Source organism: Euzebyales bacterium (assembly GCA_036374135.1).
Lineage (GTDB): Bacteria > Actinomycetota > Nitriliruptoria > Euzebyales > JAHELV01 > JAHELV01.
This window is the reverse complement of sequence record DASUUK010000041.1, coordinates 31,836-49,404: the sequence shown is the minus strand read 5'-3', so window position 1 is coordinate 49,404 and position 17,569 is coordinate 31,836. Positions and strand designations below refer to the sequence as shown.

Annotated in this window: 17 protein-coding genes; 6 read left to right on the top strand and 11 right to left on the bottom strand. The window is 71.1% G+C overall.

What is annotated here, in order from left to right:
• Window positions 1-137: 137 nt before the first annotated feature.
• On the top strand, window positions 138-1,490 hold the full coding sequence (locus tag VFZ70_06830; GenBank protein HEX6255511.1) for a GH1 family beta-glucosidase: 1,353 nt from the start codon (window positions 138-140) through the stop codon (window positions 1,488-1,490).
• Between the two features lie 153 nt (window positions 1,491-1,643).
• Here the strand turns inward: VFZ70_06830 and VFZ70_06825 are convergent, their stop codons facing one another.
• From VFZ70_06825 to VFZ70_06815, 3 genes are all read right to left on the bottom strand, one after another.
• Window positions 1,644-2,684, bottom strand: a complete 1,041-nt coding sequence (locus tag VFZ70_06825) for an LLM class flavin-dependent oxidoreductase (protein ID HEX6255510.1) — start codon at window positions 2,682-2,684, stop codon at window positions 1,644-1,646.
• A 106-nt stretch (window positions 2,685-2,790) separates the two neighbouring features.
• On the bottom strand, window positions 2,791-4,116 hold the full coding sequence (locus VFZ70_06820; protein HEX6255509.1) for a cyclopropane-fatty-acyl-phospholipid synthase family protein: 1,326 nt from the start codon (window positions 4,114-4,116) through the stop codon (window positions 2,791-2,793).
• A gap of 221 nt (window positions 4,117-4,337) precedes the next feature.
• Window positions 4,338-5,954 (bottom strand): GAF domain-containing protein, encoded by a 1,617-nt coding sequence (locus VFZ70_06815; GenBank protein ID HEX6255508.1) that lies wholly within the window; start codon window positions 5,952-5,954, stop codon window positions 4,338-4,340.
• A gap of 68 nt (window positions 5,955-6,022) precedes the next feature.
• Here VFZ70_06815 and VFZ70_06810 point away from each other — a divergent pair, with 68 nt between their 5' ends.
• A complete protein-coding gene (locus tag VFZ70_06810; protein ID HEX6255507.1) occupies window positions 6,023-6,706 on the top strand; it encodes a response regulator transcription factor in 684 nt (227 codons plus the stop codon).
• Here the strand turns inward: VFZ70_06810 and VFZ70_06805 are convergent.
• Together VFZ70_06805 and VFZ70_06800 are read right to left on the bottom strand one after the other, a co-directional pair.
• Window positions 6,695-7,099 carry a CBS domain-containing protein gene (locus VFZ70_06805; protein ID HEX6255506.1) on the bottom strand — a complete coding sequence of 135 codons (405 nt, stop codon included), beginning with the start codon at window positions 7,097-7,099 and terminating at the stop codon, window positions 6,695-6,697. The genes VFZ70_06810 and VFZ70_06805 overlap by 12 nt on opposite strands.
• Before the next feature lie 19 nt (window positions 7,100-7,118).
• Window positions 7,119-7,529: a pyridoxamine 5'-phosphate oxidase family protein gene (locus VFZ70_06800; GenBank protein HEX6255505.1), complete on the bottom strand. Its 411-nt coding sequence runs from the start codon at window positions 7,527-7,529 to the stop codon at window positions 7,119-7,121.
• A 145-nt stretch (window positions 7,530-7,674) separates the two neighbouring features.
• Here VFZ70_06800 and VFZ70_06795 point away from each other — a divergent pair, with 145 nt between their 5' ends.
• Window positions 7,675-9,051, top strand: a complete 1,377-nt coding sequence (locus tag VFZ70_06795) for a hypothetical protein (protein HEX6255504.1) — start codon at window positions 7,675-7,677, stop codon at window positions 9,049-9,051.
• 110 nt (window positions 9,052-9,161) lie between these two features.
• Here the strand turns inward: VFZ70_06795 and VFZ70_06790 are convergent, their stop codons facing one another.
• A complete protein-coding gene (locus tag VFZ70_06790) occupies window positions 9,162-9,560 on the bottom strand; it encodes an Hsp20/alpha crystallin family protein (protein HEX6255503.1) in 399 nt (132 codons plus the stop codon).
• A 169-nt stretch (window positions 9,561-9,729) separates the two neighbouring features.
• Window positions 9,730-10,881, bottom strand: a complete 1,152-nt coding sequence (locus VFZ70_06785) for an aminotransferase class I/II-fold pyridoxal phosphate-dependent enzyme (GenBank protein ID HEX6255502.1) — start codon at window positions 10,879-10,881, stop codon at window positions 9,730-9,732.
• Between the two features lie 112 nt (window positions 10,882-10,993).
• Here VFZ70_06785 and VFZ70_06780 point away from each other — a divergent pair, with 112 nt between their 5' ends.
• Window positions 10,994-11,278: a DUF5808 domain-containing protein gene (locus tag VFZ70_06780; GenBank protein ID HEX6255501.1), complete on the top strand. Its 285-nt coding sequence runs from the start codon at window positions 10,994-10,996 to the stop codon at window positions 11,276-11,278.
• Window positions 11,279-11,290: 12 nt separating this feature from the next.
• Here the strand turns inward: VFZ70_06780 and VFZ70_06775 are convergent, their stop codons facing one another.
• The 3 genes from VFZ70_06775 to VFZ70_06765 form a co-directional block, all read right to left on the bottom strand.
• Window positions 11,291-12,172 carry an amidohydrolase family protein gene (locus tag VFZ70_06775; GenBank protein ID HEX6255500.1) on the bottom strand — a complete coding sequence of 294 codons (882 nt, stop codon included), beginning with the start codon at window positions 12,170-12,172 and terminating at the stop codon, window positions 11,291-11,293.
• Window positions 12,173-12,180: 8 nt separating this feature from the next.
• Window positions 12,181-13,098, bottom strand: a complete 918-nt coding sequence (locus tag VFZ70_06770) for a glycosyltransferase (GenBank protein HEX6255499.1) — start codon at window positions 13,096-13,098, stop codon at window positions 12,181-12,183.
• A 101-nt stretch (window positions 13,099-13,199) separates the two neighbouring features.
• Entirely contained in the window at window positions 13,200-14,102 is a 903-nt protein-coding gene (locus VFZ70_06765; GenBank protein ID HEX6255498.1) for a LysR substrate-binding domain-containing protein, read from the bottom strand.
• Window positions 14,103-14,274: 172 nt separating this feature from the next.
• Here VFZ70_06765 and VFZ70_06760 point away from each other — a divergent pair, with 172 nt between their 5' ends.
• Both VFZ70_06760 and VFZ70_06755 read left to right on the top strand, forming a co-directional pair.
• The gene (locus VFZ70_06760; protein ID HEX6255497.1) at window positions 14,275-15,507 is read left to right on the top strand and encodes a TauD/TfdA family dioxygenase; all 1,233 of its coding nucleotides are present in this window, start codon (window positions 14,275-14,277) and stop codon (window positions 15,505-15,507) included.
• On the top strand, window positions 15,504-16,061 hold the full coding sequence (locus VFZ70_06755) for an HD domain-containing protein (GenBank protein ID HEX6255496.1): 558 nt from the start codon (window positions 15,504-15,506) through the stop codon (window positions 16,059-16,061). Before VFZ70_06760 ends, VFZ70_06755 begins: the two co-directional genes overlap by 4 nt.
• Window positions 16,062-16,134: 73 nt before the next feature.
• On the opposite strand, the gene VFZ70_06750 is transcribed toward VFZ70_06755, so the two are convergent.
• The gene (locus VFZ70_06750; protein HEX6255495.1) at window positions 16,135-17,568 is read right to left on the bottom strand and encodes a gamma-aminobutyraldehyde dehydrogenase; all 1,434 of its coding nucleotides are present in this window, start codon (window positions 17,566-17,568) and stop codon (window positions 16,135-16,137) included.
• Window position 17,569: the final 1 nt, after the last annotated feature.

The window sequence follows — 17,569 nt, the reverse complement described above, 5'->3', positions numbered from 1 at the left end:
GTGCCGGCGGTCGTTCCCCTCCCGGGCTCTCTCCCGCCTGCTCGGGAGGGGAACCTGCGCCCTGACGGCAACGGTCGCCCCGCCGTCGGTGGCACGCCCGTCGTACCGCTGCGACACGTCGAGATCGTGGAGAAGCCATGGACGCCACGCGGCTGCAGGACCTGCAGGTGGGGGTTGCGACGTCGGCGTACCAGATCGAGGGGGCGGTTGCGGCAGACGGCCGCGGACCCTCGATCTGGGACGTCTTCTGCCGTCAGCCCGGGGCGATCGCGGACGGCTCGACCGGCGATGACGCGTGCGAGCACTACGACCGGCTCGAGGACGACCTCGACCTGCTGGCGTGGCTCGACGTCGATGCCTACCGGTTCTCGATCGCCTGGCCGCGCGTCCACCCTGACGGCCGGGGCCGCACCAACGCCGCGGGGCTCGGCTTCTACGACCGGCTCGTCGACGGGTTGCTCGAGCGGGGCATCGCGCCGATGGCCACCCTGTACCACTGGGACCTGCCGGCCGCGCTCCAGGATGCCGGTGGCTGGGCGGTGCGTGACACGGCCGGACGGTTCGCGGACTACGCCGAGGCGACCGCGCGCGTGCTCGGCGACCGGGTGGCTTCGTGGGCCACGCTCAACGAACCGTGGTGCGCGGCACACCTCGGTCACCAGGCCGGTGTCCACGCGCCGGGTGTGCGCGACGACGCGATCGCGGTCGCGGCCGCCCACCACCTGCTGCTCGCCCACGGGCTCGGCGTCGAGGCGTTGCGCGGTGCCCAGGCGCGTGAGGTCGGCATCGTCATCAACCCCGCCCCGGTGTGGCCGGCGAGCGACGAGGCGGATGACCAGGACGCGGCGCGCCTGTTCGACGGCGTGCTGAACCGCTGGTGGCTGGACGCGGTGGTCCAGGGTCGGTACCCGTCGGACGTGCTCGAGGCGTTCGCCGCGGTCGCGGACCTGTCGGTGATCCGGGAGGGGGACCCGACGATCATCGGCGCGCCGCTCGACTGGCTGGGGGTGAACTTCTACCGGCCCGAGCGGGTCGCCGCGGGTGGTGAGGGCACGCCTGCGATCGGTCCCGCGCTGGCGGGCATCGTCCACCCGCCGATCGACGCGGAGCGGACGCAACTCGACTGGCCGATCCATCCGCCGTCGATGACCGACGTGCTGCGACGGATCGCCGACGACTACGGTCCGCTGCCCCTGTGGATCACCGAGAACGGTGCGGCCTTCGACGACGCGCCCGACACCGACGGCGCCGTGCGCGACGACCGCCGGGTGGACTACCTCGACGCGCACCTGTCGGCGGCGTTGGACGCGCGTGACGCGGGCGTCGACCTGCGCGGCTACCTGGTGTGGTCGCTGCTGGACAACTTCGAGTGGGCCGAGGGCTACGTCCCCCGGTTCGGCATCGTCCACGTCGACTACGACACGCAACGGCGCACGCCCAAGACGAGCGCCCACTGGCTGCGTGATCTGCTCGCCGCGCGCGGCGCCTAGTCGGTCCCGTCGCCCGCGACTCCGACGCTGTCGTAGCGGACGGGATGCTCGGCTGAGCCGCGTACCGAGATCACGGTGGTCACCGGGGTCGGGCGGGGGCGCGGGACGTGCCCGGCCGATCGCCGGGGCACGCCGATGGTCGCCGTGGACGCGTCAGCCGGTCCGCCCGGCCTCGAGCTCGGCGCGTACCGCCGGAGCGACCTTGGTGCCGTAGAGCTCGATCGATCGCATGATCTGGCTATGGGGCATCGTCCCCACGCTGAACTGCAGCAGGAACCGGTCGTGATCGAACAACTGGTGCTGATGCAGGATCTTCTCGATCACCTGATCCGGGCTGCCGACGAAGTTCGCCCCGTGCAGGGTGCGGGACGCCTCGAACTGCTCGCGGCTCATCGGTGGCCAGCCCCGTTCGCGGCCGATGCGGTCCATGGTCGCCTTGAACGGGCCGAACGCCTCGTCTGCCGCCTGTTGCGACGTGTCCGCAAGGTAGCCGTGCGAGTTGATCGACAGGGCCGGTCGCGGCCGGTCCGCCTGCTCGGCCGCCTGGCGGTGCAGCTCTGCGAAGGGCGTGAACCGCTGCGGTACGCCGCCGATGATCGCGAGCGCCATCGGCAACCCCAATGCACCGGCCCGTACCGCGGAGCGGGGCGTCCCACCGACGGCCACCCAGACGGGGAGCTGCTCCTGCTCCGGTCGTGGATAGACGCCGCGGCCGTCGATCGCCGGACGCAGCCGCCCGCGCCACGTGATCCGCTCGCTGCGCCGCAACGCGAGCAGCAGCTCGAGCTTCTCGGCGAACAGCGCGTCGTAGTCGTCGAGGTCGTAGCCGAACAGGGGAAACGACTCGATGAACGATCCGCGCCCCGCCATGATCTCCGCCCGGCCACCGGACAGCAGGTCGACGGTCGCGAACTGCTGGAAGACCCGCACCGGATCGTCTGAGCTCAGCACCGACACGGCGCTGGTCAGACGGATGCGGGACGTGCGGGCCGCTGCCGCGCCGAGGACGACGCCGGGCGCCGACACGGCGAAGTCGGGGCGGTGGTGCTCGCCCACCCCGAACACGTCGAGGCCGAGCTGATCGGCCAGCTCGATCTCCTCGAGCAGGTCCACCAGCCGCTGCCGCGGGGTGACCGTCGTGCCGGTCCGTGGGTCGGGCGTGACTTCGGCGAACGTGTAGATGCCGAGTTCCATGCGCTCCGCTCGATGCTGCCGGTGGTCTGAACGCACACGTGACGGCGGCCGATGATAGCTGCGGGCGTCGCGCTGACCGGCGCCCACGTGGGATCCCGCGTGGGTCTCATTCCCACCCGCGGCGGGTCGTCGGCATGCCGCTGGCGCCGCCGTCGTCCGGTCGGACGGCCAGCACCTGGTGGACCGACAACCCGTTGTCGGCGAAGCCGATCGCCGACCCCGCCATGTACAGGCGCCACACCCGCGCGCGTCCGCGGCCGACCAGTGCCACCGCCTCATCCCAGTTGGCGTCCAGGTTCGCGACCCAGTGCCGCAGCGTCGTCGCGTAGTGCTCGCGCAGCGACTCCACATCGCGGATCTCGAGCCCGGCGCGCTCCATCGCGAGCTGCAGGTCGCCCACGTCCAGCAGCTCGCCGTCCGGGAACACGTAGCGACCCGCGAACGAGCGTCGCGACAGGCGCGAGCCGTCGGTTGACGTGATCGCGTGGTTCAGCAGTCTTCCGCGGGGTTCGAGCAGTGCGTACAGGATCGCGAAGTACTGGTCGATGCGCCGGGATCCCACGTGCTCGGACATGCCGATGGAGGAGATCGCGTCGAAGCGCTCACCGCACACCTCGCGGTAATCCTGCAACCGGATCTCGACACGGTCGGCGACGCCGGCGTCCGCGGCACGTCGGCGCGCGAGCTCGGCCTGGGCGCGGCTGATCGTGATGCCCACGACCTGCGCGCCGTGGTGGCGCGCCGCGTGGATCGCCAGCGATCCCCACCCGCAACCGACGTCGAGCAGCCGCATGCCACCACGTTCGTGCAGCCCGAGCTTGCGGCACACCAGCTCGTGCTTGGCGTCCTGCGCCTGTCGCAGATCGACGTCGGGACCGGTGAAGCGCGCACACGAGTAGGTCATGGCGGGCCCGAGCACGAGGCGGTAGAAGTCGTTGCCCACGTCGTAGTGGTGCCCGATCACGCTCGCATCCCGTCTGATGGAGTGCTGCCAACCGACCGGCCGGGCCTCTTCGCGGGGTGCCTGTGGCGGACGGCCGAGCGCTCCGAGCCGGTGCGCAACACGCAGCGCGCTCACGATCGCCCGCCAGCCGAAGCGCACACCGGCCGGCGTCGCGTCGCGCAACGCGGTGAGCACGCCGAACAGGTCGCCGCTGACGTGGAGATCCCCGGCGACGTACGCGCGGGCGACGCCCAGGTGGCCTGGCGCCCACACAATCCGCCGGATCGCCAGCGGCGAGTCGACGTGCACCGTGCCTACGTCGTCGGGGCCGGTGGCGCTGCCGTCCCAGAAGGCGAAGCGCACAGGGGGTGGTGCGCCGACCGTCGCCGCGAGCAGCGGCCTGATGGTGCGCGCAACGGCTGATCCATCGTCCGTGCGCGGAGGCGTGCGTGAGGTGTCAGGGTGGCCTCGGCGCGTGTCGGTCGACATTGACCCCTCCTGCTCGATGTCCCATCTGTCCGGCACAACAGTCACCACCGACGGTGTACTCCCAATCCGCCATCGCGCAAGGGTCGATCTGCTCACGCCGGTCAGGTCCGCCGACAGCGCGCACAGCGCGTACATCGGATCGGATGCTCCGTAACCTTCGGTTCACCGGTGCGGCCCGGCGTCCGCAGGGGTTCCCGTCGACCCGGACGACGGCGGGAGGACTACCCGTCGCGGACCCGCCACTCGAGTCTGGTGCCGCCCTCCAGCGCCCGGTCGATGACGAACCGACCGCCGATCGTCTCCGCGCGGTGGCGCATGTTGGCCAGTCCGTCGCCGGTCCCGGACGCCTCGGGGGGCAGACCGAGGCCATTGTCGGTCACGCGCACGACGACCTCGTCGCCGAGGTGGACCTCGACGGCGGCCGCGGTCGCCGCCGCGTGTCGGGCGACGTTCGAGAGCGCCTCGCGCAGGACGACCAGCAGGTGGGCCGCGATGTCGCTGCGCACGAGCGTGTCCGGGTCGTTGGGCAGCATCAGCTCCGGCGTGAAGCCGAGAGCGCGGCTGGATTCGGCCACGATCCCCGCCACGAGGTCGTGGACGCCACTCGCGGTCGCCGTACCTCCGTCGTCGACCAGCGCCGGCGGATGCAGGGCGAAGACGGTCGCCCGGATCTGGGTGATGATGTCGTCGAGGTTCTCGACGGTCCCCCCGAGCGTGCGCACCAGGTTGTCGTCGTCGGCGTGGCGGACGACGAGCGCCTGCAGCTCCAACCCCGTCGCGAACAGCCGCTGGATGACGGTGTCGTGCAGATCACGCCCGATGCGCTCGCGCTCCTCGATCAGCAGCAGCCGTTCCAGCTCGGCCCGCGCGCGCATGTACTCGACGATCACACCCGCATGGTTGGCGAACGTCTGCAGCAGCCGTCGGTCGTCGTACGTCAGCCTGCGGGCGGCCACGACCAGGGCCCCGTGGGTGTCGCCGCGGATCAGCAGAGGGACGCCGACGGTGACGAGATCCTCGTCGTCGTCGGTCGGCCCGAGCTCCGGCGGGACGGAGTCGGCATCGACGGCCACGCCGCTGCGCATCACCGTCCCTGACAGCGAGGTGTCGGCGGTGACCAGCTCGCCACGCAACGTCGACGCCGACCTGCCGGCCGCCGCGCGGACCTCCAGCACCGCGCCGGCCGTCGACGGCCGCGGCATGCAGATCACGGCCTGGTCGGCGCCGGTCAACTCGAGGGCGCGTTCGGCGATGAGGTTGAGCACGCGCGGACCTTCGGATCCGCCGAGGATCTCGCCCGAGATCTCGCGCAGCGCGTCCAGCGAGCGTTCGCGCTGGCGGGTCGCCCCGTACATGATCGCGTTGTCGATCGCGGCTCCTGCGGCGGCGGCGACCAGGAGCGCGAGTTGTTCGTCGGCCTCGGTGAACGGTCCTCCGCCGCGCTTGTCGGTCACGTACAGGTTGCCGTACACGCGTTCGCGCACGCGGATCGGTGCACCGAGGAAGGTCCGCATGGGCGGATGCCCCTCCGGAAAGCCGACGGACGCGGGGTGGCTGCTGAGGTCGTCCAACCGCAGGGGCTGGGCGTCGCGGATCAGCAGGCCGAGGATGCCGCGGCCCTCCGGAGGATGGCCGATCGCGTCGATGTCGCCGTCGAAGCCGGTGTGCACGAAGGTCTCGAGTTCGGTGTCGTCGCCGATCACGCCGAGCGCCGCGTAGCGCGCGTCGAGGAGCATCGCCGCCGCCTCGACCACGTGCTGGAGCACGTCGGCCAGCTCCAAGCCGCTGGCGACCGTGACGGCCGCCTCGCTGATGCGCGAGATCACACTGTCTTCCATGCCGCCCATGTGCTCCCATGGTCGCCTGAGCGGTAGCCTAGCTGCCGACGCAGGTGGTGAGGCCACAGATGACGGAGAACGAATCGACCGCCGACCGCACGCTGCGCGTCATGCTGGTGGACGATCACGAGGTGGTGCGGGCGGGGCTGCGAAGCATGCTCGAGGCCGAAGACGACATCGTGGTCGTCGCCGAGGCCGACACGGCGTCCGACGCCCTCATCCGTGCACGGTCGTACAGACCTGACATCGTCGTGCTGGATGTGCGCCTGCCCGACCGGTCAGGTGTCGAGGTCTGCCGTGCGATCCGCGAGGAGCACCCGGACATGGCGGTCCTGATGCTGACATCGTTCGCGGACGACCGCGCGTTGTTCGACTCGATCATGGCCGGCGCCGCCGGCTACGTCCTCAAGCAGATCCGTGGCCACGACCTCATCGACGGCATCCGGCGGGTCGGGGACGGCGAGTCGCTGCTGGATCCCGCGGTGACCGCGAAGGTGCTCGACCGCCTCCGGCACCCCGAGACTGCGGGTGACGCCCGGCTGGCACGTCTGACACCGACCGAACTGCGGATCGTCGAGATGATCGCCGACGGCATGACCAACCGCGCGATCGGGGAGCGGATCGGCCTGGCCGAGAAGACGATCAAGAACTACGTGTCGTCGATCCTGGCGAAGATGCACATGTCACGCCGCGCCGAGGCCGCCGCGTATCTGGCCGAGCACCGCGGTCGGCACGGCACGTCAACCCGTTGACGACGTCGCGTCCCCGATCGCCGAGACCATGGCCTCGAGGCAGTCGGTGGTCGTGAGGATGCCCACGACCCGTCCATGGTCCACCACCGGCAGCGCGCTGATCCGCCACGCCAGCAGCTGACGTGTTGCCGCGAGCAGGTCGTCGTCGGGGCGCACGGACTGGACTGGCGACGACATCAGGCGGCCAACCGTCCGCGCCCGCAGGTCGGCGGAGGGCGGGGTGCGGATCGCCGGGGTCAGGTCACGGTCGCTGACGATCCCCACCAGTTCGTCACTGTCGACCACCGGCAGGTGCCGGATGCGGCGCCCGGACATCATCCGCAAGGCCGCCAGCGCCGAGGTGGTCGGGGCGACGGTCGCGACCTGCCGGGTCATGGCGTCGCGGACCTGCATGGCGGGTCCTTTCCGATCGTCAGACGATCTCGCGTCCTGAGATCATGTGGCTCGTGATCCGGACGAGCTCGGTCTTGGGTGACGGATCCCACGGCTGGAGGGGCAGTTCCTCGAGCAGCGCCTTCTGGCGCATGTCGCTCACGTGCTCCGCGAAGCCGCGCAGCACCACGCTCCATCCGCGTCGCCACTTGGGGTCGACGTCGTCGACCTCGAACGCGACCCGCTCGCCGCGTCCGACCGCGGCCAACTTCTTGCCCTCAGCGGTGCGGAAGACGACGCTGTGTCCGTCGACGGCGTAGTTGACCGGCAGGATGTCCGGGCTGGGGCCACCGATGCCGACCCTGCCGACCCGGGCGGGATGGTCCGCCAGGCGGGCCCAGCACTCCTCCGTGCTCAGGGTCCTGATCCTCGGCTGGGCCTCGGCCGCCATCTCCGCTCCTTGTGGACGTCCGCCCCGTCCGGCGGTGCTTGTCAGCTTGCTCCCTCGGCGGCGGCTCCCCCAGGCCGTTGGACCCGCCGGTCAGGGACGTTCGTGTCGCTGGTCTAGCCTGTGCACGGCCGCGCCTGGAGGGACCATGGACGAGCATATGCGATGGCTTGCACAGGTGTATGGCGACCGTCGGTGGATCGTCGCGAGCGACGTGCTGGCCGGCGCGACGTCGCAGGTCGACATGCTCCAGTCGTTCGGCGCGACCGACGTGCTGGTCGTTGCCGGCAGTCGGGGGACGGGACCCGTACCCGACGTCGACACGGTGGTGCTCGGCCTCGAGGCGGACGGTCTCATGGAGTCGATCCATGCATTCGACGACGCCATGGCGAACGCCGGCGGCGACGTCCATGCCGTGCTCAACCGGTTCGACCCGCAGCGTGGCGCGCGGGTGCTCGCCCCGCTGTTCACGCAGTTGACCCGTGCGTTCGGCCGACGTGTGTGGGGTGCGCGCCCCGCCGCCTGGCGCGCGCTGGAGGACAAGACCGTGATCGACGAGGTGTGGCGCTCGTCCGGCGTCCCCGTCGCGCCGTCGGCGGTCGTCCCGTCCGACGCAACGGCCCTACGCGCCGCCGCGTCGGCTCTCGACGCGGGTGCCGGGACCGTGTGGGTCGCCGACAACCGCCGCGGCTGGCACGGCGGTGCCACAGGCCTGCGGTGGGTGCGCAGTGAGGAGCAGGCGTCGGCCGCCGCGACGTTCATGGCGGAGCGCGCCGACCAGGTCCGTGTCATGCCATTCCTCGAGGGCATCCCGTGCTCGATCAACGGCTTCGTGCTGCCGGACGTCACGCTGGCCTTCCGACCCTCCGAGATGGTCGTGCTGCGGCGGCCCGGGAGGTCAGATCTGCTGTACGCGGGCATGGCCACGGTCTGGGATCCGCCGGCTGCCGACCGTGACGAGATGCGCGACCACGCGCGCCGGGTCGGTGCGCACCTGCGCTCGTCGGTCGGGTACCGGGGCGCCTTCAGCATCGACGGCGTGCTCACCGCGGATGGGTTCCGCCCGACCGAGCTCAACCCACGCTTCAGCGCGGCGCTGGACATGCAGGGTGCTGCGGCGGAGGTACCGGCCGGCCTCATCCACTACGCGGTCGTCGAAGGCGTGAACATCAGCTGGGATCCCACGTGGCTCGAGCGCCACGTCGTGGATCGCGCAGACGATGCGCGGCAGGCGCGGTGTCACATCGTGGCCGCCGTGGCCGTCGGGGAGCGGACGATCGCGCTGCGCCGTGCGGACGGCGGCTGGCACGAGACGGAGGTCGCCGCCGCGGACGTCACGGTGCAGTGCGGACCGTCGCCGGTCGGCACGTTCGTGCGGATCGTCCCGGAGATGCCGACGTTGGTCCCCGGCCAATCGGTCGCGGCGTTGACGGCGAGCGTGCTCACGTGGGCCGACACCCGCCTCGGCCTGGGGCTCGGCCCGACCGAGCCCGCCACCGATGTGCGCGCGATACTTGCGCTCTGAGCGTGCCGGCCGACGGTGCTGCCGGCCGGCACGCTCAGAGCGTGCAGTTGATCGGGGTCTGCGCCGGGCGGACCGCGTCGATGCGGTGTCTGCCGGGGATCTGCTCAGAGTCAGGAGCTGGCGCTCTCCGCCTCGATCGTCTGGCTCTCGTTGCCGCTGCGGATCGACACCTTGTGCGGCTTGGCCTCGGGGCGGATCGGGATGGTCACCGTCAGCACACCGTGGTCGTACTGGGCGTCGATGTTGCTCGCGTCGAGACGGTCGCCCAGACGCACCTGGCGGCTGTGCGTCCCTGTTGGACGCTCACGCACGAGCCAGTTGACGCCTTCGGTCTCTTCGACCGGCCCTTCCGCCGTGATCGTGAGCACCCCGTGCTCGACCGTCACATCGACCGCGTCCGGGTCGGCGCCGGCCAGGTCGAAGCGCAGGGTGTAGACGCCGTCCTTCTCGAAGGCGTCCATCGGCATCATGCCGCCGTTGCGCCAGCGGCCACCGTACTGTCCGAACATGCGGTCCATCTCCTCGAACGGATCCACGAACCTCGCCACAACGAATCCCTCCTGTCGGTCGCTGCTCTGTGAGTTCTCCGCACCGCTCTGATCCGGCGCTGCGATGCCACTATAGGATCTGATAGCTAAGCTGTCAACTTTTCCTATAGCAACACCATACAAATTCATGTCAGTTGTCAAGGGCGATCACCATGCGACGGACGGCGTCGTCGAGCAACTCGGGCGACGTGGCCAGGTTGAGCCGGACGAAGCCGCGTCCCTGCGCACCGAAGGTGTGCCCGCTGTTGAGCGCGACGCGGCCACGTTCCAGGAACACCGCGGCGGGGTCGTCGCCCAGGCCGAGGGCCCGGCAGTCCAGCCAGGCGAGGTACGTCGCATCGGGCGGACGGTGGTCGATGGCGGGAAGGTGGCGGGCGAGGAGGTCCGCGAGCAGACGACGGTTGTCGTCGAGTCGGGTGCGCAGCGACGACAGCCACTGCTCGCCGTGGGCGAACGCGGCACGCGCGGCGAGGACGCCGAACAGCCCGGTTCCCACCTGCACCTCGTGGGGGAGCGTCGTCAGCGCTGGCGGCGCGTCCGGTCCCGCCAGCGTCAACGCCGCCTTCAACCCGGGCAGGTTCCAGGCCTTCGAGGCGGCGACGAACGTCACGGCCCGCTGGGCGGCCGGGTGGTCGAGGGCACCGAACGGGACGTGGACGATCCCGTCGTGGGTCAGGGGCGCGTGCACCTCGTCAGCCAGCACCAGTACGTCATGACGCTCGGCGAGGTCGGCCACCGCCAGCAGCGCGTCGCGGTCCCACACGCTGCCGGTCGGGTTGTGCGGGTTGCAGAGCAGGTAGGCCGCGGCACCCTCGGCGAACGCCCGCTCCAGGCCCGCGAGGTCGAGCGTGTAGCCGTCGGCGCCAGCGTGCAGGCCGACCTCGCGTACGTCCCGGTCGGCAAGGTGCACGAAGTGCCAGAACGGCGGGTACACGGGCGGGTTGATGACGACGTGGTCTCCGGGTTCGGTGGCCAGCCGGAGCACGGCGGCGATGCCGTGCATCACATCGGGCACCAGCGAGGTGCGCGCGGGCGCGGGCGCCCAGCCGTAGCGACGCGCCGAGAAGGCGGCGTACGTCTCGGCCAGATCGCCGGCGTGGACGTAGCCGGTGTCGCCGCGTGCCACTGCGGCCCGGAGCGCAGCGGCGATCGGCGGCGCCAGCGCGACGTCCATCTCGGCCACCCACAGGGGCAGCACGTCGGGGTCGTAGGTGCGCCACTTCACGCTGCGGCGTCGTCGCAGCTCGTCCAGTGGCAGGAACGTCGCCGACATGTCGTCCATGCATCCGACGCTACCCGGCCCGGGACGGTCGGCCGTACGCGCGGGGGCCGCGGGTGCTCGACGGCCGCATGCGCGCATGCGAAGATCGGCGGATCGATACGGAGGAGAGGTCATGACGCAACGGCAGGCGCCATCGACCATGCAGAACCTGCTGCGCCTGGCGACCACCGCGCTGCTCGTGATGGCCGTGGTCCGCGAGCTGCGCACGCCGGCTTCCGAGCGGACCTGGCACGGTCGCGTGGGCGTGGTGCCCTACGATCTTCGCCCACCGACGGTGGGCAGGGTACGGGCCGCACTGTGGAACCCCGACGACCCGCGCATCGTGGTGCCGCAGCCCGTCGGGATCGGCTGGACGGTCAACCTCGGCAGGCTCTGGCGGTTGCTCACCGACCGCTAGCCGGCCGGGGCGTCAGGACGTCAGCCCCAACAGCCGGGCGGCGTTGTGCTTCAGGATGCGTGGCCGCACCTCCTCGCGGACGTCGATCTGATCGAAGTCCCGGAGCCAGCGGTCGGGTGTGATGAACGGGTGGTCCGACCCGAACAGCACACGGTCGCGCAGCATGGTGTCGGCGAACCGCACGAGCTGCGGGGGGAAGTACTTCGGTGACCAGCCCGACAGGTCGAGCCAGACGTTCGGCTTGTGGACCGCCACCGCGAGCGCCTCGTCCTGCCAGGGGAACGATGGGTGGGCGATGATGATCTGCAGGCCGGGGAAGTCCGCCGCGACGTCGTCGAGCAGCATGGGGTTCGAGTAGCGCAGCCTGATGCCACCACCGCCCGGCAGACCCGCCCCGATGCCGCTCTGCCCGCTGTGGAACAGCGCGGGCGCGCCGAGCTCGGTGATCGCCTCGTACAACGGGTACGCCGCCCGGTCGTTCGGGGCGAACCCCTGCAGGTTGGGATGGAACTTGAACCCCCGGACGCCATGGTCGGCGACCAGGCGCCGGGCCGCGGCGATGCCGGCGGCGCCGCGGGCGGGATCGATGCTTGCGAACGGAAGCAGCACGTCCGGGTGGCGCGCGGCGCCCTCCGCGATCTCCTCGTTGGACACGCCTGCATGTCCGTACGCGATGTCCAGGTCGATCGTGAAGATCACGGCGACCAGGTCGCGCGCACGGTAGTAGGCCGCGGTCTCGTCGAGCGTCGGCAGCGGCCCGTCGTCGCCGCCGAAGAACTGCCGTGCGGCGTCCTGCAGGCGCGGTGGGAGCGCGGGCTCACCGGCCTGGGAGACCTCGCAGTGCACGTGCATGTCGATCGCGGTGACGGTCGACAGGTCGGGCGTGGAAGGCATGGAGGGCGTCACAGGATCGGTGGGCGACCCAGCCGGGTCATGCGTGCGACGGTACGCCAGGAGATCGGCCTGCGCTCGCCGCGCGGGTGACGGAACCCGTCGACGAACCCACGCAGCGACGGGCCGACGCCGTCGCGCCCGGCGCGCAGCAGCGTCACCGCGGTCCACAGCGACAGGTACGCCGTGGCCACGGCCCACGGCAGGTGCCGTCGGGCCAGCAGCACACGGTTGCGGGCGGTCAGGTGGTGGTACCGCGCGTGGCGACCGGGCGGCGTCGCCGGGTGGTGGATCGCGAGGTCGCCCGCGTACCTGATGCGCCAGCCGGCATCGAGCGCACGCCAGGCCAGGCTCGTCTCCTCGTGGGCGTACACGAAGTCCCCTGGCAGCCATCCGACCTGGTCGAAGACCGCACGGCGGACGATGCAGGCGCCGCCGAGGAACGTGGTCACCTCCGAACCGACGGCCGGGTCGCCGACCCGCAGGCGCGGGACGTGACGCCGAGCGGTCGGGCGTCCGCCGGGATCGATGATCCGCAGCGACACGATGCCCAGGTCGGGCTCGGCGGCGAACCTCGCGGCGGCGCGGGCGAACATGTCGTCACCGACGATCCACGCGTCGTCGTCGAGGAATGCGACGAGGTCCCCGGCGACCTGACGCGCGCCGACGTTGCGGCCCTCGGGGATGCCGAGGTTGCGGCCGGCGGCCAGCACCCGGGCGTCAGGTGGCGACTCGATGGGCGCAGCGTCGTTCACGACGATCAGGCAGTCGACCTGGACGTCGCGCTGGGAGGCGACGGACGCGACGGCGCGCTGCAGGTCCTCCGAGCGGTCGCCCATCGTGAGGATCACGCACCCGACCGAGAGCGCGGGCTCCGTCGGCGCGGCAGCCTGGGGCGTCGCGCCGGCCTGGTCGTCGGTGGTCTGCATGGCCTCGCTCGTCCGGGGTTCGCGGTTGGGTGACGCACCGCGTGACCCGCAGGCTACAGCGCACGCGACGGTGACCGGTGGCCGACCTGACGACCGGCCCGTCACGTTGCGGTCGGCGTCGCGTGCGCGTCATCGAGGTCGCGCACCCAGCTGACGAACGACAGCGCCTCGGACGATGGCGGGCAACGCTCGGGCCACAACACGTAGTGGGACTGACGCATGGGCACGAGCGTGTCGCTGACGCGGACGATCCGGCCGTCAGCCAGCGCGCGGCGGGCGAACCGCTCCGGCACGATGGCCACCATCGCGGTCGCCGCGGCCAGTTCGATCGCGGCGACCGAGGTGTCGAGCGTCATGCGCTCGCCGGTTGCGATGACGCCGGCCTCCGAGAACAGGCGTGCCCACAGGTCGTCGAAACCCAGCACGTGGACACGCGGGCGCCGTGCGAGGTCTGCCACGCCCTCGATGGGTCCGTACCGTTCGCTGTGGCGCGGGCCACAGACCGCCACCGCCATGTCGTCGTGCAGCAGGCTCGCGTGGTAGCCGGGCCACCGGCCGGTGCCCTGTCGGATCTCCAGGTCGACCTCGCCGGCCGGGAGCGCGTCGGCCCAGATCGCCGTCACCAGACGCAGGTCGATGTGCTGGTAGGCGTCGCTGAAGGACTGCAGGCGAGGCGCCAGCCAGGTCGCGGCGTACGAGATCTGCACGCGGACCGTGAGCTGCCGCCGCGTCGTCGAGCCGAACAGTCCCAGCGTCGCGACCGTGAGGTCGTTGAGCGCGGACTGGACCGCTGGGGCGTAGGCGCGGCCGAGCTCCGTCAGGCGCACGCTGCGCGGCATGCGGTCGAACAGTGCGACGCCGAGGTGCGCCTCGAGCGCCCGCACCCGCTGGCTGACAGCCGACTGTGACAGGTGCAGCTCAGCAGCAGCCGCCGCGAAGCTTCCGAGCCGCGCCGCGGCCTCGAACGCGTGCAGTGCCGGCAACGGCGGCATCCGATACCGCATCGGATGCACCCTACGGTCGCCGATCGGCGCCGAGCAACAGTTTTCGGTGGTCTCAGGCCTACAACTCGTCGCTTGATCGGTGCACGGCCGTGGGACCAGACTGCGGTGACGGTACGACGTGACCACGGCATCGTCGCCCGCCGGACGGTCACGCAGGGGCAAGGGGTGTGCGATGACCGATGCGGACCCGCAGGAGGGCTCATCCCGGGTACAGGTCGACGCGCGTACGCTGACGGTCGACCTGTCCGATGCCAGCCGGACGTTCCACCACGTCTGGCTGCGCGACAACTGCTGGTGTGACCGCTGTCGGGTGGGCCAGACCTGCGAACGGCGGTTGTTCACGGCCGACATCGCCGACGACATCGCGCCGGCGCGGGCGTGGGTCGATGCCGACGACGCGCTGCACATCGTGTGGAGCGACGGGCACCAGTCGACGTTCTCGCGGGCGTGGCTCGCGCGCCATGACTATGGCGCTGACGCGCGTGCCGGTCGGCAGCACCGACCGGTCCTGTGGGATGCGGTCAGTTCGCGCATGCCCACCTTCGATCATGCCGACGTCGTCGGTACGACCGACGGCCTGCTGGGCTGGCTCGATGCGCTGCGTGACCGCGGCGTCGCGCTCGTTCGTCACGTGCCGGCGGTCGATGGCGAGGTCGTGCGTTTCGCCGAGGCGATCGCGCCCGTGCGGGAGGTCGCGTTCGGGCGGCTCCACGAGGTCCGCCAGGACCCGACCGGCTACAGCGTGGCGCACACGACGCTGGAGCTGAAGCCACACACCGATTTCCCCAGCTACTCCTGGCCGCCCAGTCTGCAGTTGCTCCACTTCCTCGCCAACGATGCGACGGGTGGCGAGAGCGTCGTGGTCGACGGGTGGAAGGTCGTCGAGGATCTGCGGGCGACCGCCCCGGAGGCATTCGCGACCCTGTCGCGGGTTCCGGTGATGTTCCAGCAGTGGAGCGATGACACCGACAGCGCAGCGGTGGCGCCACTGATCGAGCTCGACGCGACCGGACGTGTCCGGACGGTGCGGTTCTCGAACCAGCTCGCGTCGCCGCTGGACGCTGCGTTCGACCAGGTCGAGCCGTTCTACGCTGCGTACCGCAGGCTGGGTCGGATGATCGACGATCCGCGGTACCGGGTCGAGTTCAAGTGCGCGGCCGGGGATCTGCTCGCGGTGCACGGTCACCGCGTGCTGCACGGGCGCCTGCCCTTCGATCTGGAGCGCGGTGCGCGCCACCTGCAGGACGTGTACATGGAGTTCGATGATCTGATGGCGCGCCGACGCGTGCTGCGCGGTGAGCACCTGCCACTGCCGGCCATGGACGCGCGGTCGCGTGGCGGGTACGAGCGGGCGCTCGCCGACGCGGACGAACCGCGGCCGACGACCACGGCGGGCGCGTCGTGACCGGGGTGGTGGGCTTCACGTGCATGCAGGACGGCACGGCCGAGGACTACGCGCTGCTCGCGACGTACGAGCGCGACGAGCTCGAGCGGTACGCGGACCGGGTTCTCGGGTGGCTACGGGACATGGACACACCGTCCGGCTACCAGGTCACGCGGCTGGAGCACAGCCTGCAGGCTGCGACCCGTGCCCACCGGGCGGGCGAGGATGACGAGATGGTCGTGTGCGCGCTGTTGCACGACATCGGCGACGTGCTCGGCCCCGCCAACCACGCGGAGGTGGCGGCCGCTGTGCTGCGGCCGTACGTGTCTCAGCGCAGCTGGTGGATCGTGCGCCACCACGGCCTGTTCCAGGGCGTCTACTGGTTCCATCACGTCGGCGCGGACCCGCACGCGCGCGACCGCTACCGCGACCACCCCCACTACCAGGCGACGGTCGACTTCTGCGCCGCGTACGACCAGAACTCGTTCGATCCCGACTACGACACCCTGCCACTGGCGTTCTTCGAGCCAATGGTCCGCGAGTTGTTCGCTCGACAACCCCGCGCCACGACCTGAGCCTGTGCGGGCGTCACGCTCCGGGGGTGGCAGCCGGCGCGGGTGGACCGCTGCTGGCCGCCACACCGGCGGGTCAGACCCCGATGTTGCTCATGACGTGCTTGATGCGGGTGTAGTCCTCGAAGCCGTACATCGACAGGTCCTTGCCGTGGCCCGAGTGCTTGAACCCGCCATGGGGCATCTCGGCCACGAGCGGGATGTGGCAGTTGATCCATACGCAGCCGAAGTCCAGGCCCGCCGCCATGCGCATCGCGCGGCCATGGTCGCGCGTCCAGACGCTGGACGCCAGGCCGTAGCTGACGTCGTTGGCCCATGCCAGCGCCTTCTCCTCGTCGTCGAACCGCTGGACGGTGATGACCGGTCCGAAGATCTCGTCCTGGATCATCTCGTCGTCCTGGCGCAGGTCCGCGACGACGGTCGGCGCGTAGAAGTAGCCGGCATCGCCGACCTGCGTCCCGCCCGTCGCCACCGTCGCGTGATCGGGTCGACGCTCGAGGAAGCCGCTGACCTTCGCGAACTGGTCGGCGTTGTTCAACGGGCCGTACAGCACATCATCGTGGTCGGGCGGTCCGGTCCGGGCGCCCTCGGCCTCGCTGACCAGCGCGGACAGGAAGTCGTCGTGGATGCCCGACCCGGCGAGCACCCGTGTGGCCGCCGTGCAGTCCTGGCCCGCGTTGAAGTAGCCGGCGACCGCGATGTCGGCTGCCGCCGCTTCGACGTCCGCGTCGTCGAAGACCACCACCGGCGCCTTGCCGCCCAGCTCGAGGTGGACCCGTTTGAGGTCGTCGGCGGCGGCCCGCATGACTTCCATGCCGGCCCGGACGCTGCCGGTGATGCTGGCCATCGCCGGGATCGGGTGGGACACCAGCGCGGCGCCCGTCCCACGGTCGCCACAGATCACGTTGAACACGCCGGCCGGCAGGTGCTCGGCCATCAGCTCGGCCAGCCACGCCGTCGTCACCGGGGTGGTGTCGGACGGCTTGAGCACCACGGCGTTGCCCGCGGCGATGGCGGGCGCGAACTTCCAGACCGCCATCATCATCGGGTAGTTCCACGGCGTGACCTGCGCGCACACGCCGACCGGCTCACGCCGGATGAACGACGTGTGCCCGGCCATGTACTCGCCGGCGGCGCGCCCTTCGAGCACGCGCGCGGCACCCGCGAAGAAGCGGATCTGGTCGACCATCATGGGGATCTCCTCCTCCATGGTCAGCCCGATCGGCTTGCCGGTGTTGCGCGACTCGAGTTCGACCAGTTCCTCGGCCCGGTCCTCGATCGCGTCGGCGATCCGCAGCAGCGCGAGGCTGCGCTCCGACGGCGTGGTCGTGCGCCAGCGCTCGAACGCGCGCGCCGCACCCTGGCATGCGGCGTGGACGTCGCCTTCTCCCGACAGGGGCGCCTCTGCGAACACCTCACCGGTCGTGGGGTCGGTCAGCTCGCTGGTGCGCCCGTCCACGGCGTCGCGCCGCTCGCCGGCGATGAAGTTCGCCACCTCGACGTCGGTCACG

Coding starts and splice junctions, on each gene's coding strand:
- VFZ70_06770 (HEX6255499.1), bottom strand. CDS start 13,098: ATGCAGACCACCGACGACCAGGCCGGCGCGACGCCCCAGGCTGCCGCG.
- VFZ70_06830 (HEX6255511.1), top strand. CDS start 138: ATGGACGCCACGCGGCTGCAGGACCTGCAGGTGGGGGTTGCGACGTCG.
- VFZ70_06815 (HEX6255508.1), bottom strand. CDS start 5,954: ATGGAAGACAGTGTGATCTCGCGCATCAGCGAGGCGGCCGTCACGGTC.
- VFZ70_06775 (HEX6255500.1), bottom strand. CDS start 12,172: ATGCCTTCCACGCCCGACCTGTCGACCGTCACCGCGATCGACATGCAC.
- VFZ70_06760 (HEX6255497.1), top strand. CDS start 14,275: ATGACCGATGCGGACCCGCAGGAGGGCTCATCCCGGGTACAGGTCGAC.
- VFZ70_06800 (HEX6255505.1), bottom strand. CDS start 7,529: ATGGCGGCCGAGGCCCAGCCGAGGATCAGGACCCTGAGCACGGAGGAG.
- VFZ70_06810 (HEX6255507.1), top strand. CDS start 6,023: ATGACGGAGAACGAATCGACCGCCGACCGCACGCTGCGCGTCATGCTG.
- VFZ70_06795 (HEX6255504.1), top strand. CDS start 7,675: ATGGACGAGCATATGCGATGGCTTGCACAGGTGTATGGCGACCGTCGG.
- VFZ70_06780 (HEX6255501.1), top strand. CDS start 10,994: ATGACGCAACGGCAGGCGCCATCGACCATGCAGAACCTGCTGCGCCTG.
- VFZ70_06820 (HEX6255509.1), bottom strand. CDS start 4,116: ATGTCGACCGACACGCGCCGAGGCCACCCTGACACCTCACGCACGCCT.
- VFZ70_06765 (HEX6255498.1), bottom strand. CDS start 14,102: ATGCGGTATCGGATGCCGCCGTTGCCGGCACTGCACGCGTTCGAGGCC.
- VFZ70_06785 (HEX6255502.1), bottom strand. CDS start 10,881: ATGGACGACATGTCGGCGACGTTCCTGCCACTGGACGAGCTGCGACGA.
- VFZ70_06825 (HEX6255510.1), bottom strand. CDS start 2,684: ATGGAACTCGGCATCTACACGTTCGCCGAAGTCACGCCCGACCCACGG.
- VFZ70_06790 (HEX6255503.1), bottom strand. CDS start 9,560: ATGTTCGGACAGTACGGTGGCCGCTGGCGCAACGGCGGCATGATGCCG.
- VFZ70_06805 (HEX6255506.1), bottom strand. CDS start 7,099: ATGCAGGTCCGCGACGCCATGACCCGGCAGGTCGCGACCGTCGCCCCG.